15 protein-coding genes are annotated in these 15,043 nt (G+C 71.8%); 8 read left to right on the forward strand and 7 right to left on the reverse strand.

What is annotated here, in order from left to right; translation table 11 throughout:
• Positions 1-33 precede the first annotated feature (33 nt).
• From ACFV8T_RS31805 to ACFV8T_RS31835, 7 genes are all read left to right on the forward strand, one after another.
• Positions 34-987 carry a DUF1177 domain-containing protein gene (locus ACFV8T_RS31805; protein WP_385334350.1) on the forward strand — a complete coding sequence of 318 codons (954 nt, stop codon included), beginning with the start codon at positions 34-36 and terminating at the stop codon, positions 985-987.
• Positions 987-2,363 carry a cytosine permease gene (locus ACFV8T_RS31810; protein ID WP_385334352.1) on the forward strand — a complete coding sequence of 459 codons (1,377 nt, stop codon included), beginning with the start codon at positions 987-989 and terminating at the stop codon, positions 2,361-2,363. Before ACFV8T_RS31805 ends, ACFV8T_RS31810 begins: the two co-directional genes overlap by 1 nt.
• Positions 2,360-3,691: a M20/M25/M40 family metallo-hydrolase gene (locus tag ACFV8T_RS31815; protein ID WP_385334354.1), complete on the forward strand. Its 1,332-nt coding sequence runs from the start codon at positions 2,360-2,362 to the stop codon at positions 3,689-3,691. Before ACFV8T_RS31810 ends, ACFV8T_RS31815 begins: the two co-directional genes overlap by 4 nt.
• Positions 3,692-3,836: 145 nt before the next feature.
• Positions 3,837-4,493 (forward strand): class I SAM-dependent methyltransferase, encoded by a 657-nt coding sequence (locus tag ACFV8T_RS31820; protein ID WP_385334356.1) that lies wholly within the window; start codon positions 3,837-3,839, stop codon positions 4,491-4,493.
• A 35-nt stretch (positions 4,494-4,528) separates the two neighbouring features.
• Complete coding sequence (locus ACFV8T_RS31825; protein WP_385334358.1) at positions 4,529-5,470, forward strand: N-acetylmuramoyl-L-alanine amidase; 942 nt, start codon at positions 4,529-4,531, stop codon at positions 5,468-5,470.
• A gap of 194 nt (positions 5,471-5,664) precedes the next feature.
• Positions 5,665-6,510, forward strand: coding sequence for a DUF5336 domain-containing protein (locus tag ACFV8T_RS31830; RefSeq protein WP_385334360.1), 846 nt, complete (start codon positions 5,665-5,667; stop codon positions 6,508-6,510).
• A 119-nt stretch (positions 6,511-6,629) separates the two neighbouring features.
• Entirely contained in the window at positions 6,630-7,637 is a 1,008-nt protein-coding gene (locus tag ACFV8T_RS31835; protein ID WP_385334362.1) for an LLM class F420-dependent oxidoreductase, read from the forward strand.
• On the opposite strand, the gene ACFV8T_RS31840 is transcribed toward ACFV8T_RS31835, so the two are convergent.
• From ACFV8T_RS31840 to ACFV8T_RS31870, 7 genes are all read right to left on the reverse strand, one after another.
• Positions 7,630-8,208: a VOC family protein gene (locus ACFV8T_RS31840; RefSeq protein WP_385334364.1), complete on the reverse strand. Its 579-nt coding sequence runs from the start codon at positions 8,206-8,208 to the stop codon at positions 7,630-7,632. The two genes, ACFV8T_RS31835 and ACFV8T_RS31840, sit on opposite strands and share 8 nt — an antisense overlap.
• Before the next feature lie 4 nt (positions 8,209-8,212).
• A complete protein-coding gene (locus ACFV8T_RS31845) occupies positions 8,213-9,289 on the reverse strand; it encodes a PHP domain-containing protein (protein WP_385334552.1) in 1,077 nt (358 codons plus the stop codon).
• A gap of 135 nt (positions 9,290-9,424) precedes the next feature.
• On the reverse strand, positions 9,425-10,201 hold the full coding sequence (locus tag ACFV8T_RS31850; RefSeq protein WP_385334366.1) for a maleylpyruvate isomerase family mycothiol-dependent enzyme: 777 nt from the start codon (positions 10,199-10,201) through the stop codon (positions 9,425-9,427).
• Between the two features lie 40 nt (positions 10,202-10,241).
• Positions 10,242-10,793: a hypothetical protein gene (locus tag ACFV8T_RS31855; RefSeq protein WP_385334554.1), complete on the reverse strand. Its 552-nt coding sequence runs from the start codon at positions 10,791-10,793 to the stop codon at positions 10,242-10,244.
• A 155-nt stretch (positions 10,794-10,948) separates the two neighbouring features.
• Positions 10,949-12,022, reverse strand: coding sequence for a prenyltransferase (locus tag ACFV8T_RS31860; RefSeq protein ID WP_385334368.1), 1,074 nt, complete (start codon positions 12,020-12,022; stop codon positions 10,949-10,951).
• A complete protein-coding gene (locus tag ACFV8T_RS31865; RefSeq protein WP_266419810.1) occupies positions 12,019-12,774 on the reverse strand; it encodes a class I SAM-dependent methyltransferase in 756 nt (251 codons plus the stop codon). The genes ACFV8T_RS31860 and ACFV8T_RS31865 overlap by 4 nt, the downstream gene beginning before the upstream one ends.
• Positions 12,775-12,836: 62 nt before the next feature.
• Positions 12,837-14,168 carry a glycosyltransferase family 4 protein gene (locus tag ACFV8T_RS31870; protein WP_385334370.1) on the reverse strand — a complete coding sequence of 444 codons (1,332 nt, stop codon included), beginning with the start codon at positions 14,166-14,168 and terminating at the stop codon, positions 12,837-12,839.
• Between the two features lie 230 nt (positions 14,169-14,398).
• Between ACFV8T_RS31870 and ACFV8T_RS31875 the strand changes: the two genes are divergently transcribed.
• Complete coding sequence (locus tag ACFV8T_RS31875; RefSeq protein WP_385334372.1) at positions 14,399-15,010, forward strand: TetR family transcriptional regulator; 612 nt, start codon at positions 14,399-14,401, stop codon at positions 15,008-15,010.
• Positions 15,011-15,043 lie beyond the last annotated feature (33 nt).

The following is a 15,043-nucleotide window of genomic DNA, read 5'->3' on the forward strand; positions in this document are numbered from 1 at the left end:
CCCGGGTGCCCGGATGAGCGAGAAAGGCCCCCCATGTTGAAGTACGTACTGGACATCGTCGATCTCCTGGACGATCCCCAGGTCAATGGCAAGACGGTCGTCGAGTACCTCGACTCCGTGAGCGGGACCGAGGGCTCGTCCGCGAAGGTCACCACGGTCGTCGGCGAGCAGGGCTCGACGGACTTCGTGATGGTCCGCATCCCGGGCGCCCGAGGGCGTACGTCCGGGGGCAGTGCCCGCACGCTGGGCGTGGTGGGCCGGCTCGGCGGCATCGGCGCCCGGCCCGAGGTGACCGGCCTGGTCTCCGACGCCGACGGCGCGGTCTCGGCCATCGCCACCGCCGCCAAGCTGCTCGACATGCGCCGCCGCGGCGACGTGCTGCCCGGCGATGTGATCGTCGCCACCCATATCTGCCCGAACGCGCCGACCGAGCCGCACGACCCGGTGCCGTTCATGGGCTCGCCCGTGGACATCGCCACCATGAACCGCCACGAGGTGACCGGCGAGATGGAGGCCGTGCTCTCCATCGACACCACCAAGGGCAACCGGATCATCAACCACAAGGGCCTCGCCCTGTCGCCCACCGTCAAGGAGGGCTGGGTGCTCCGGGTCAGCGAGCAGCTCGGCGAGCTGCTGGCCGTGGTGACCGGTGAGCCGTTGGTCACGTACCCCGTGACCACGCAGGACATCACCCCGTACGGTAACGGGGCACACCACATCAATTCGATCCTTCAGCCCTCCACCTCGACGGCCGCCCCGGTCGTCGGTCTGGCCATCACCTCGGCCGCCGCGGTGCCGGGCTGCGGTACGGGCGCGAGCCACGAGGCGGACATCGCGTCCGCCGCCCGCTACGCCGTGGAGGTCGCCAAGGCCTTCGGCGGCGGCCAACTGGACTTCCACGACGCGGTGGAGTTCGACAACCTCGTCAGCCGCTACGGGTCGCTGGCTCACCTGCAGACCTTCGGCCGTACACCCCAGGAGTCCTGATGGCAGCCACCCCGCAGGCCGAGGCCAAGGCCATCGGCAGCGACGACTACTCGCTGTCCCGCGTCCCGCGCGACAAGCGCTTCGGCTTCTGGTCGATGCTGCTCCAGTGGCTGGCCCAGTCCGGCTCGATCTCGCAGTTCACCCTCGGCGCCACCATCGGCGTCGGCATGACCTTCGGGGACGCCTTCCTCGCCTTCACGCTCGGCGCGGTGATCCTGGAGGTCGTGATCTTCGCGATCGGCCTGGCCGGTATGCGCGAGGGCCTGGCGACGCCGATGCTGACCCGCTGGGTCGGCTTCGGCCGCAACGGCTCGGCGCTGGTCAGCTTCGTCATCGCGGTCAGCCTGGTCGGCTGGTTCGGCGTCCAGAACACGATCTTCGGCAACAGCGTCTCGGCGCTGGTCGGCGGCCCGTCCTGGATGTGGTGCGTGCTGGCCGGCATCGCCATCACCGCACTGGTGATCTTCGGCTTCAAGTACATGGCCGTCTTCGCCAAGATCGTGACGCCGCTGTTCTTCGCGATGGTCGCCTGGTCGATCGTCTCGACGCTGAAGGACCACTCGCTCAGCGAACTGATCCACTCGCCGCCCCCCGGCCAGACGATCCCGCTCGCCGTCGCCGCCACCGCCATCGCGGGCGGCTACATGACCGGCGCGATCGTGTCCCCGGAGATGACCCGGTACAACCGGAAGGGCTCGCACGTCTTCCTGCAGAGCGCCTCGTCGATGATCCTCTCCGAGTACATCGTCGGCATGACCGGTGTGCTCCTGGGCCACCTGGTCAAGAGCAACGAGGTCTCGCACATCGTGCTCTCCACCTCCGGCGCCTTCGGCGTGATCGTGGTCCTGATGTCCACCGCCAAGATCAACGACTGGAACCTGTACGGCTCCTCGCTCGGCGTCGTCAACTTCTTCCAGGTCGTCTTCGGCAAGCGGGTCCACCGCGGCGCGGTCACGATCGTCCTCGGCGTCGCGGGCACGGCCCTGTCGGCGGTCGGGATCATGACCCACTTCACCGAGTTCCTCTCGATCCTCGGCGTCGCCATCCCGCCGATCGGCGGCATCATCGTGGCCGAGTACTGGGTCGTCAAGCGGATGCGCAAGCCGCTGGACGAGACCCGGGAGTCGGAGACCCTGCCGAAGTCCTCGCCGACCTGGGTGCCGATGTCCATCGCCATCTGGATCGCGGCGTTCTGTGTCGGCAAGTTCTACGACGGCGGCATCCCGGCCCTGAACTCGCTGGCCACCGCCTTCATCCTGTACAGCGTCCTCGGCCTGCTGGGCTGGGTGAAGCCGTACGGCACCTCCACCCTGGACGACGAGGACGACACCGCCGCCCCCGCCGCCCCCGCGACAACCCCTGTGGGAGCAGCATGACCCCCCTCGACCCCACCGCCCCCTCCTTCGTCCCGGCGTCCGACGAGGCCCAGGACGAGGTCATCGAACTCTGCGCCGAACTGATCAGGTTCGACACCTCCAACCCCACCAGCAACGAGCGCGCGAGCGCCGACTGGGTGGTGGGCCGCCTCGCCGAGGCGGGCATCGAGTCCGAGCTGGTCGAGTCCGCCCCGGGCCGCGCCAATGTCGTCGCCCGGATCGCCGGCACCGACCCGGAGCGCGGTGCCCTGCTGGTCCACGGCCATCTGGACGTGGTCCCCGCCGACGCCTCCGAGTGGCAGGTCCCGCCGTTCTCCGGCGAGATCCGCGACGGCTACCTCTGGGGCCGCGGCGCGATCGACATGAAGGACACGGTGGCCGTCATGCTGGCGACCGCCCGCCACTTCGCCCGCACCGGCACCAGGCCCTCGCGCGACCTGGTCCTCGCCTTCCTCGCCGACGAGGAGGCGGGCGGGAAGTTCGGCGCCCACTGGCTGGTCGAGCACCGCCCGGAGCTGTTCGCCGGGGTCACCGAGGCGATCGGCGAGGGCGGCGGCTTCTCCTTCGCCATCGACGACACCCGTCGCCTCTACCCGATCGAGAACGCCCAGCGCGGCATGGCCTGGATGGAGCTCACCGCCACCGGCCGGGCCGGCCACGGCTCGTCCCCCAACGACGAGAACGCGGTCACCGACCTCGCGGAGTCCCTGACCCGGATCGGCCGCGAGACCTTCCCCATCCGGCTGATCGAACCGGTCCGCGCCCTGCTCGTAGAGGCCGCCCGCCTCTACGGTGTCGAGTTCGACGAGAACGACATCGAGGGCAGCCTCGCGAAGCTGGGCCCGGTCTCCGACTTCATGCAGGTGGTGCTCCGCAACTCCGCGAACCCCACCATGTTCGACGCCGGCTACCAGACCAACGTCATCCCCGGAAAGGCGACCGCCCGGGTGGACGGCCGCTTCCTGCCCGGCCACGAGCAGGAGCTGATCGACACCATCGACAGGCTCCTCCTCCCCTCGGTCAGCCGCGCGTGGGTCAACCACGACATCGCGCTGGAGACCCCGTTCGACGGCCCGCTGGTCGACGCCATGTGCGAGGCCGTGCGCGCCGAGGACCCGGACGGCCACCCCGTCCCGTACTGCAACCCGGGCGGCACCGACGCCAAGGCCTTCACCCACCTCGGCATCCGCTGCTTCGGCTTCAAGGGCCTCAAGCTCCCGCACGACCTGGACTACGGCCGGCTCTTCCACGGCGTGGACGAGCGCGTCCCGCTGGAGGGCCTGCGCTTCGGCGTCCGGGTCATGACCCGACTCTGGCAGAGCTGCTGACCTCCATATCGCACCCCTGCCAGGGGCGCCCCGACCCGGGCTCACCCCTCGTACGCCCCCGCCGACTCCTTCGGCGGGGGCGTACGGCACGATGGGGCGCCGTCGAACGCGTACCCCTCACCACCGCCCCCACCAGGAGGAACCCGTGCCCGCCGAGTCCGCCGTCGAGCCGTCGCCCGAGATTCTCGCCGCCTTCCAGGCCGCCAAGGGCTTCATGCCGGTGGGCGAGGGGCTCGCCCTGTACGCGGCCGCCACCGAGGCCGCCGCGCTGGGGCTGCCGGTCCTGGAGGTCGGCACGTACTGCGGGCGCTCCACGATCCTGCTCGCCGATGTCGCGCGGGCGGCCGGTGTGACGGCCCTCACCGTCGACCACCACCGCGGCAGCGAGGAGCAGCAGCCCGGCTGGGAGTACCACGACCCGACCGTGGTGGACCCGGAGGTCGGCCGGATGGACACGCTGCCGACCTTCCGCAGGACCCTGCACGCGGCGGGCCTGGAGGACCACGTCGTGGCGCTGGTCGGACGGTCCCCGCAGGTCGCGGCGGTCTGGGGCGGGAAGCTCGGCTTCGTCTTCATCGACGGCGGCCACACCGACGAGCACGCCAACGGCGACTACGAGGGCTGGGCCCCGCATCTCGCCGAGGGCGGGCTGCTGGTGATCCACGATGTGTTCCCGGACCCCGCGCACGGCGGCCAGGCGCCGTACCGCGTCCACCTGCGGGCACTGGCCTCCGGTGCGTTCACCGAGATCTCGGTGACGGATTCGCTGCGGGTGCTGCGGCGTACCGGACCCGGCATCTGAGGGCGGCCGTCCGAAGGCCCCGATAGCATCGCGTGGTGCCGTACGACGAGAGTGTTCCCCCCACCCGGCGCCGCCGGTCCCTGCTCGCCGCCACCGCGTTCGTCGCCGTGTGCCTGAGTGCCGCGGGCTGCGGCGCGGGCGACGTCGTCGGCGGAGCACAGGCCGAGCCCCGGCAGGGCGGCAGCGGCACCTCTGCCCCGCCACCGTCGAAGAGCGCTCCGGCGCCGGCGAGGACGACCGCCTCCCCCACCCCGTCCGCGAAGCCCTCGAAGCCGTCGAAGCCCACGGGCGGCGGGGCCACCGGGCCGCTGTCCGGGAAGACCGTCGTCATCGACCCCGGGCACAACCCGAACAACCACCTGCACACCCGCGAGATCAACCGCCAGGTGGACATCGGCACCACGCACAAGGAGTGCGACACCACCGGGACGTCGACCAACTCCGGTTATGCCGAAGCCCGGTTCACCCTCGATGTCTCGCACCGGCTGCGCACACTGCTGCAGGCGCAGGGCGCGAAGGTCGTGCTGACGTACGACGACGACCGCCCGTACGGGCCGTGCGTGGACGAGCGGGCCCGGATCGGCAACCAGGCGCGGGCCGACGCGGTGGTGTCGGTGCACGCGGACGGCTCCGCGGTCGGCAACCGCGGATTCCATGTGATTCTCCCCGGGCCGGTGCGGGGCGGGGCGGCGGACACCTCGAAGATCGTCGAACCGTCGCGCGACCTCGGTACCCGGATCGCGGGGCTATTCGTCCGTGCTACCGGAAGTGCGCCTTCCAATTACGTCGGTGGCAATACCGGATTGGACGTTCGCAAGGACCTGGGCGGACTTAATTTGTCGACCGTGCCCAAAGTGTTCATCGAATGCGGCAATATGCGTGATCCGAAGGATGCCGCCCTGCTCACCAGCGCGGGCTGGCGTCAGAAGGCGGCACAGGGGATTGCCGACGGCATCAGCAGCTACCTCAACGGGTAGCAAGAGGTAGTTCTGAGGCGAAATCGGGGGGATGTGCATCCGGCGTCCGGGCAGGGACACAACCCACCCGGTCAGACGATAGATTCATCCGTACGATGGGGGCCGCGCCCCCCGAGCTTCGTGCCGTGCCCGCCGCACCCGTGCAGGCGGCAGCGACGACCGCCCCGACGAGACGATCGACTAAGGACCTTCACGTGAATATCCGCTCCCTCACTCGAGGCGACGGCGTGGTGATCGGAGCAGCGGTCGTGCTGTTCATCGCCTCTTTCCTCGACCTCTCCGGTTTCGACTGCCCTGCGGGCATCAACTGCTCCAGCTACAGCGCCCCGAACGCCTGGGACTCGCTCGGGCTCCTGATGAGCGTCTACCTGGCCGGAATCATCGCGGCGGCGCTGGTCATCGTGAGCCGCGCCACCCCGGCCCGCAAGGTCGTCGGCTTCGACCTCGGTCAATTCGGCGCCGCTTTCAGCGTCTTCGCGGTGTGGACGGCCTTCTGGACCACCATCGACGCCAGCAACGCGGGCGCCGGAATGATCCTCGGCCTGCTCGCCACGATCGTGCTCGCGGGCGGCGCGGTCGCCACCCCGCTGGTCCCCGCGCTCAAGGCCCCGCTGGTGAGCGCCTCGGGCCCGAGGGGCGTGCAGCCCCCGTTCGGCGGTCAGCCGCAGCCCGGCCAGGGATACGGCTACCCCGGTGCCCCGCAGCCGTCGTACGGCGGCCAGCCGGGTCAGCAACAGCCCTACGGTGCCCAGCCGCAGCCCGGTCAGCCGCAGCCCGGTCAGCCGGAGCCGCAGCCCCAGGCGGGTGCCCAGCAGGCCCCCGCCGCGGGTGCGCCGACCGGTGACTTCACCCCGTTCTGGTTCGCGGTGCCGGTGGCCCGCCCGCTGTACGGGGAGGACGGTTCGCCGTCGCCGATCGCCGAACTGGCGCCCGGCACCTGGTACCTCGCGGTGGAGCAGCGCGGTCCGGGCCTCATCGCCCAGACCCAGGACGGCCGTCGCGGTGTGCTCCAGGACACCACGGGCATCCAGCGCGGCTGAGCCCGCGCACCGGCAGTACGACAGCGGCCCTCCGCCCCTTCCGGGCGGGGGGCCGCTGTCGTACCCTCCGTCCGTGCGTCTTTCTGACGCTACGTCAGAACTGCTGGGAGGCGGCGGAGATGAGGCTCGGACTCGCGCTCGGATACTGGGGCCGCGGCCCGAACCCCGCCCATCTGGAGCTCGCCAGGCAGGCCGAGGCGCTGGGGTACGCGTCGGTGTGGACGGCGGAGGCCTGGGGATCTGACGCGTTCACCCCGCTGGCCTGGATCGCCGCACACACCTCCCGGATCCGGCTGGGCACCGGCATCGCGCAGATGGCGGCGCGCACCCCGACCGCGACCGCCATGCACGCCCTCACCCTCGACCATCTCTCCGGCGGCCGGATGATGCTCGGCCTGGGACTGTCCGGGCCGCAGGTGGTGGAGGGCTGGTACGGGCGGCCGTTCCCGAGCAGCCCGCTGACCGCGACCCGCGAATACGTCGACGTCATCCGCCAAGTGCTCCGCCGCGAGGCCCCTGTCGAGCTGGACGGCCGCTTCCACTCCCACCCGTACAACGGTCCGGACGCCACGGGTCTGGGCAAGCCGCTGAAGCCGATCACCCATCCGCTGCGCGCCGAACTCCCCGTGCTGCTGGGGGCGGAGGGGCCGAAGAACATCGCGCAGACGACGAGGATCGCCGACGGCTGGCTGCCGTTGTACTGGTCGCCGCTGCGCACCGATGTGTACGAGGCGTCGCTCACCGATCTGCCCGACGGGTTCATGATCGCGCCGATGGTCCGTGCGCAGGTCTGTGACGATGTCGCCGAGGGGCTGCTGCCGGTGAAGGCCATGCTCGGCTTCTACATCGGGGGCATGGGGCACGCGGCCCGTAACTTCCATGCCGATCTGATGGCGCGGATGGGTTTCGAGGAGGAGGCGCGGCGGATCCAGCAGCTGTTCCTCGACGGGCGCAAGGCGGAGGCGGTACTGGCCGTGCCGGATGCGTTCGCCGATGAGATCTCGCTCGTCGGGCCGCGGCAACGCATCGCTGAGCGGCTGGAGTTGTGGCGGAAGGGGCCGGTGACCGATCTGTTGGTGACGGCGCCGGACCCACACACGCTGCGGGTGCTCGCGGAGCTCAACTAGGGCCTGGGCGCGCCGGGTCGGTGGGCCAGGTGCCGGTGTCGCCGGGTGCGGGGCGGGCGCTCCGCCGTGACGTGGCGCGCTCCCAGGGCTGGGGGTCGGGATACGTGAGGAGTTGCAGGGTGCTGCCCCACGGGGTGCGCAGATACGCGAACCGGTTGTGCTCCCCCGCCTCGGGGCCCGGCAGCGGCTGCGCCCCGGCGAGCAGCGTGGCACCCGCGGCCACGCAGTCCCGGACGGCCGCGTCCAGGTCGTCGGCGTACAGCGCCACGTGCTGCCAGCCGAAGTCGCAGGGCAGCGCCGGGGGTTCGCGGCGGGGGCCCTGGAACTCGAACAGCTCGATGCCCGGCCCGCCGCCGGGGAGGGTCAGCATTCTGATCGCCAGCTGCTGGGTGCCCGCCGGGACGCCGAACCGCCGCTCGATGTCGGGTCCGCCGTTCGGTCCGTCCTGGCGGCGCAGGGTGTCGTAGAGCACCGTGGCGCCGAAGGCCCTCGCGAGGAAGAGGGTCGCGGTCTCCAGGTCGGGGACCGTGACCCCGATGTGGTCGATGCCTCGCACGCTCGTGGCCGTCATGGCTTCACCGCTCCTGTCCCGGGGCTGCGCCGACGGCCCCGTCCACCCCGGAGCGGGCCCGCTCCGGGGTCGTGCCCCCGCGCGACCAGGCCAGGAGCTCGTCGGCCGGCCACGTGGTGACGACGCGTTCCGCCGGGACCCGGCACTCCTCGGCGCGGGCGCAGCCGTGGATCTGCCAGTCCAGCTGTCCGGGCGCGTGGGCATCGGTGTCGATGGCGAAGAGGGTGCCCGCCTCGACGGCCCGGCCGAGCAGCCGGCGGGGCGGGTCGAGCCGTTCCGGCCGGCTGTTGATCTCCACCGCGGTGCCCGCCTCGGCGCACGCGGCGAAGACCTTGTCCGCGTCGAACCGGGACTCCGGGCGCTTGCGGTCAGCGATCAGCCGCCCCGTGCAGTGCCCGAGGATGTTCGCCCGCGGGTGGCGGACGGCCGCGAGCAGGCGTCTGGTCATCGGGGCCGGGTCCATCCGCAGCTTGGAGTGGGCGGAGACCACCACGACGTCCAGCTGTGCCAGCAGCTCCTCCTCCTGGTCGAGGGAGCCGTCGGGGAGGATGTCGCACTCGATGCCGGTGAGCAGCCGGAACGGCGCCCACCGCTCGTTGAGCTCGGCGACCGCCGCCAGCTGCCGGCGCAGCCGGTCCGGGGAGAGTCCGTTCGCGACGGTCAGCCGGGGCGAGTGGTCGGTGAGGACCGCCCACTCATGCCCCAGCTCCGCCGCGGTGCGGCCCATCTCCTCGATGGGGCTGCCGCCGTCCGACCAGTCGGAGTGCAGATGGCAGTCGCCGCGCTGGAGCGCGCGGAGGTCCGCGCCGCCCTCGGCGGGCCGGGCGGCGGCCTCCTCCTCCAGCCGTGCCAGATAGCCGGGTACGTCCCCGGCCACCGCCTCCCGGACCACCTGCGCGGTCTTCGGCCCGATGCCCTTGACCGCCTCCAGCGAACCGGCCGCCGCCCGTCGGCCGGCCTCGCCGTCCGCCATCGCGGCCACCGCTTCGGCGGCCGTGCGGAAGGCGTGCACACGGTAGGTGTCGGCCCTGCCGCGTTCGAGCAGGAAGGCGATCCGTTTCAGGGCGCGGACGGGCTCCATCGGCACCTCCACGGGGCCGCCGGACACTATGTGCTCTCTCCTCCAGCTTCGCTCAGCCCGGCCCGGCCCGCACAACGGGCCCGGCCGTAGCCGACCGCGGCCGGCGGCACCGGGTGGGCGGCACCGGGTGGCCGCTCAGCCGAACGCTGCGCGCTCCAGCCAGAAGTCCAGCAGCTCCGCGTCACCGAGCACCTCGACCCGGTCGCTGTCCGCCGCCAGGCGCCGGTTGAAGACCAGCATGACGTCGGTGAGGGGGCCGCGCAGCGCCACGGTCGCCTTCTCGTGGGCGCGCCGCCAGGTGAAGCCGTCCTCGCCGAGCTCGATCAGCCATTCGGCGCCCGGCGCGTCCGTGGCGTGCAGATGGATGGAACGCCCGGCGCCGGTCAGCCCGGCCGCCCGCTCGTCGCCCGCGGCCCGCGCGAAGGCGACGATCTCCAGCCACTCCTCGATCGTGTCGGCGGCCAGCTCCGGCGCCACCTCGTACCCGGTCCTCGCGGTGAGCGCCGCGTCGGCGTGGTGGACGATCGTCTCGTGTGCCATCCGGCGTGCCCAGAAGCCCGTGCTCCGCTCCCACGCCCAGGACCACACCTTCTCGTCCGGGCCCGCGGCCCGCAGCGCCTCGGCGGTCCGCGCCGCGCCCTTTGCCAGCCAGGCGTCGAGCGCGGCGGGGTCGTCGTTCCCCGGGGTGAACTCCGGTACCCGCTCCGGCGGGACCGCCTCGGTGGCCCGGGTGCCTACGATCTCGCCGACCCAGCGATGGGCGCCGCCGAGATGGACGGCGAGGTCGCGCAGGGTCCAGTCGGGGCAGGTCGGGACGGTCGCGCCGAGGTCCGCGCCGCGGATCGCGGCCCTCAACACGTCGGTGCGGGCGATGATTTCGTCGCAGTAGAGGTCATGTGTGAGTCGACTCATGCCACGCACCCTAGTTCGATCATGCATCGAACCCCACTGGCTACCCGCCGAGTTGCGAGGTGGTGGGCACCTTGTCCTTCACGTCGGCGCCCGCGCTGCTGCCGGCCGACTTGATGCTGTTGATCACGCTCTCGAAGGCGCCGATGTCGCCCTCGCCCGCCTCGCCCTTGCGGAGCTTGCTGCCGAGCCCCTTGAGCGATTCGATGCCCGCCGTCAGTGGCGCGACCGCCTTGGACAGCAGCGGATCGCCCTTGGCGTTGGTCACCGCCGCCTTCAGCCGGTTGTAGGTGAAGCCGCCCGCGAGCCCGGCCTTGACGAGCGCGAACGTCCGCCCGTCCGCGCCCTTCTTGAACTTGCCCGCCCGGTACGGCTTCACGATCCACTGGTACGTCGCACCGGCCGCGAGCCCCGCGTTGGTGATGAACCGCGTCTTGGCGAACTTCTGCGCCTCGGCCGACGACGTACCGCTCGGGGACGCGGAGCTGCTCGCGCTGTTGCCGCCGCCTCCGCCGCACCCGGTGGCGCCCACGACCAGGGCGCAGGACAGCAGCAGCGGGACGAGCAGACGACGGAACGGTACGGAACCGGTCACGGCGGAACTGGGCACAGCGGGCCTCCCTGGCCGGGCGCATCGAGGCGACCTCTACGATGAGTGACGCTTTCGGCCACTCTCGGTAAGGTTCGCCCGACCCGGAACGGCGTGCCACTCGGGAAACGCCGTCCGGGTCTGCCTCTGCCGCCCAGGACCTAACGGCAGCAGTCCGGCTCCAGCCCGTGCGGCAGGTGCTCGCCGCCGAAGACCGCCGTGGTCGCCTCGTCGCCGCCGAGCGCGGCCACGGCGAGCAGCAGCGATCCGGCCGTCCAGGTGGTGAGCTCCTGGGGCCAGAAGGCCCGGTCGCCCTCGAAGACGTACCCGGTCCAGTACATGCCGCCCTCGGCGCGCAGATGCTGGATGGACTGGAGGATCTCCAGCGCCCGGTCGGACTCGCCCATCACCCAGAGGGCCAGGGCAAGTTCGCAGCTCTCGCCGCCGGTCACCCATGGGTTGGGCAGCACGCAGCGCACCCCGAGGCCGGGGACCACGAAGCGGTCCCAGCCCTCCTCCATCCGCTCCTTGGCGGCCGTCCCGGTGAGCGCGCCGCCGAGGACCGGGTAGTACCAGTCCATCGAGTAGCGGCTCTTGTCCAGGAAGCGTTCCGGGTGGTGGCGGATCGCATGGCTCAGCGCGCCCGTCGCCAACTCCCAGTCGGGCTGCGGCTCTTCGCGCCGTTCGGCGATGGCGAGCGCGCAGCGCAGCGCCTGGTGGATGGAGGAGCAGCCGGTCAGCAGCGCGTCGTCGACGGGGGTTCCGTCGGCTTCGCGCTTCCAGCCGATCTGGCCGCCGGGCCGCTGGAGCCGCAGGACGAATTCGACGGCGGCGAAGACGGTCGGCCACATCCGGTCGACGAACGCGTCGTCGCCGGTGGCGAGGTAGTGGTGCCAGACGCCGACGGCCACGTACGCGCAGAAGTTGGTCTCCAGCGAGCGGTCGGTCGGCCGGTCCGGGTCGCCGTCCTGGTACGCGGCGTACCAGGAGCCGTCCTCGTTCTGGTGCCGGGCCAGCCAGTCGTACGCGCGTTCCGCGGCGGCGTGCTCGCCCGCCGCGTCGAGGGCCATGGCGGCCTCGGTGTGGTCCCACGGGTCGAGGTGGTGGCCGCGGAACCAGGGCAGGGCGCCGTCCTCGCACTGCACGGCGAGGAGGGCGGCGACGGTCTCGGCGGCCTCCTCGGCGGTGAGGACTCCGGGCAGCACGAGGTGTTCGGTCTGCTCGGGAACGGTCACGCCTCGGCCTTGGTGAGGTCCTCGGCGGCGGCCACGGGCAGGTGCGGCTTGGTCGCGTACGCCACGAAGCTCTTGCCGACGACCGGGTTGAGCAGCTGCTCGGCGACCCGGGTCGCCATCGGCTTCTTCATGATGTCCCAGACCAGCAGCTTGTGGTACGCGCGGACCGGCAGCGCCTTGTCGTTGTCCACCCCGAACGCGCACTTGAGCCACCAGTACGGCGCGTGCAGGGCGTGGGCGTGGTGGGTGCCGTACGGCTTGAGGCCGGCGCCGCGGATCTTGCCGAGCAGTTCGTCGGCCTTGTAGATGCGGATGTGGCCGCCCTCGACCTCGTGGTAGGCGTCGGAGAGCGTCCAGCAGACCTTCTCGGGGCCGTACCGCGGCACGGTGATCGCGATCCGGCCGCCGGGCCTGAGGACCCGGACCATCTCGGCGAGGACGCCCTTGTCGTCGGGGATGTGCTCCATGACCTCGGAGATGATCACGACGTCGAAGGACTCGTCGGGGAACGGCAGGTTGAGCGCGTCGCCCTCCATCGCGGTGGCGGTGGCGCCCTCGGGGGCCTCGCCGGCCTCCTTCATCGCGGCGAACCACTTCGCGACCTCGCGGATCTCCTCGCCGTTCTGGTCGAGGGCCACGACCTGGGCGCCGCGCCGGTAGCACTCGAAGGCGTGGCGTCCTGCGCCGCAGCCCAGGTCGAGCACTCGGTCACCTGCGGCGAGCGGGAAGCGGGTGAAGTCCACGGTCAGCACGAATGCCTGCTTTCGCGGTCGAGGGGGTCAGGGGGCGGGGACGACGGGAACGGGCGGCGGGGTCAACGTCGGCCGCCGGGGCGCGTGGCGCCGGACCGGGCGGCAATCGCCTCGCGGTAGAGGGCGGCGGTGCCGATGGCGGCCTGCTTCCAGGTGAAGCGGGAGAGCACCCGGTCGCGGCCCGCGGCGCCGAGCCGGGCGCGCAGCTCCGGGTCGCCGAGCAGCCGGGCGAGCGCGTCGGCCAGTGCCCCGGCGTCGGCGGGCGGGACGGCCAGGCAGGTCTCGCCGTCCGGGCCCGCGACCTCGGGGATCGCCCCGCCGGTGGTGGCGACGAGGGGGGTACCGGTGGCCATGGCCTCGGCGGCGGGCAGCGAGAAGCCCTCGTACAGCGAGGGGACGCAGGCGATCTGGGCGCCGCGCACCAGGTCGACGAGTTCGGCGTCGCTGATGCCCTTGACGAACTCGACGGCGTCCCGGAGTCCGTGCCGCTCGATGGCCTGGGCGACGGGCCCGTCCTCGGCCCGCTTCCCGACGACCACGAGGTGCGCCTCCGGGTTCCCGGCACGGAGCTTGGCGAGTGCGTCGACGAGGTGGACGAGGCCCTTCAGCGGTACGTCGGCGCTGGAGGTGGTGACGATCCTGCCGGGCACCTCGGCGACCGACGGGTCGGGCGACCAGAGGTCGGTGTCCGCGCCGATGTGCACGACGTGGACCCGGTCCTGGCGCACCCCGAGGTGGTCGACGATCTCCTGCTTGGAGGAGCCGGAGACGGTGAGCACCGACGGCAGCCGGCGCGCGACCCGCTTCTGCATGCGGGTGAAGCCGTACCAGCGGCGTACGGAGGCGCGCCTGCGGCGGGTCTCGGCGGCGTCCAGGTCCAGCTGCCGGTCGACGGTGATGGGGTGGTGGATCGTGGTGACGAGCGGGGCGCCGAGGTCCGCCAACAGCCCGTAGCCGAGAGTCTGGTTGTCGTGGATGACGTCGAACTCGCCGCGCCGGGCGGCGAGATGGCGGCGGGCGCGCAGGCTGAAGGTGAGCGGTTCCGGGAAGCCGCCGGTCCACATGGTGGCGACCTCGGCGGCGTCGATCCAGTCCCGGTACTCACCGCGCTTCGGGGTGCGGAACGGGTCGGGCTGGCGGTAGAGGTCCAGGCTCGGCAGCTCGGTGAGCGGGACGCCCTCGTCGAGCACCGGGTAGGGCTGGGCGCCGATCACCTCGACACCGTGGCCGAGCCGGGCGAGCTCGCGGGCGAGGTGGCGTACGTAGACGCCCTGGCCGCCGCAGAAGGGGTTGCCCTTGTAGGTGAGGAGTGCGATGCGCAACGGACGGTCGCCGGCGGCGCCGGACGTGTCGCCGCCCGTGCGGGGGCCCGACTCTACGGCCTCAGCGGTCACACTCGGCCCCCTTCTCACTGCGTGTTCGCCGGAGCGTAACCGCTCACGCTAATCTAGAACAAGTTTCAGACTGGATCGTTCAATGAGCTACGAATCTACCGGCAGGTAGCGTCGGTGCAACGGCCGGATCAGGTGATTCGCGCCACCACCGGGCACGCTGGCATGCTGTGCGCCCCCGGGAGACCGAGCGCCTCCCTCCGGTCGCGGACAGAAGCCATGGATGGGGACACATGACAGCGGAAGCCAAGCCGGCATCGCCGCCCCTGACCGAACGGCAGGAGGCCCGCCGCCGCCGCATCCTGCACGCCAGCGCCCAGCTCGCCGGCCGCGGCGGCTTCGAGGCGGTGCAGATGCGTGAGGTGGCGGAGGAGGCCGGGGTCGCCCTGGGCACGCTGTACCGCTACTTCCCGTCCAAGATCCATCTGCTGGTCGCCACCATGCAGGACCAGCTCCAGCACATGCACACGACGCTGCACAAGCGCCCCCCGGCCGGGCAGGACCCGGCGCAGCGGGTCGCCGACACCCTGATGCGGGCGTTCCGCGCGCTCCAGCGCGAGCCGCATCTGGCGGACGCCATGGTGCGGGCGCTGACCTTCGCCGACCGCAGCGTCAGCCCGGAGGTGGACACCGTCTCGCGGATCACGACGGCGATCATCCTGGACGCGATGGGACTGGAGCATCCGACGCCGGATCAGCTGTCCGCGGTCCGGGTCATCGAGCACACCTGGCACTCGGCCCTGATCACCTGGCTGTCGGGGCGGGCGTCGATCGCCCAGGTGAAGATCGACATCGACACGGTGTGCCGGCTGATCGACCTGACGAAGCCGTCGGACACGGCCTAGCACATCCGGGGGTCACTCCGCAGCGTTTTCATT

The organism is Streptomyces sp. NPDC059832, assembly GCF_042731715.1.
GTDB lineage: Bacteria > Actinomycetota > Actinomycetes > Streptomycetales > Streptomycetaceae > Streptomyces.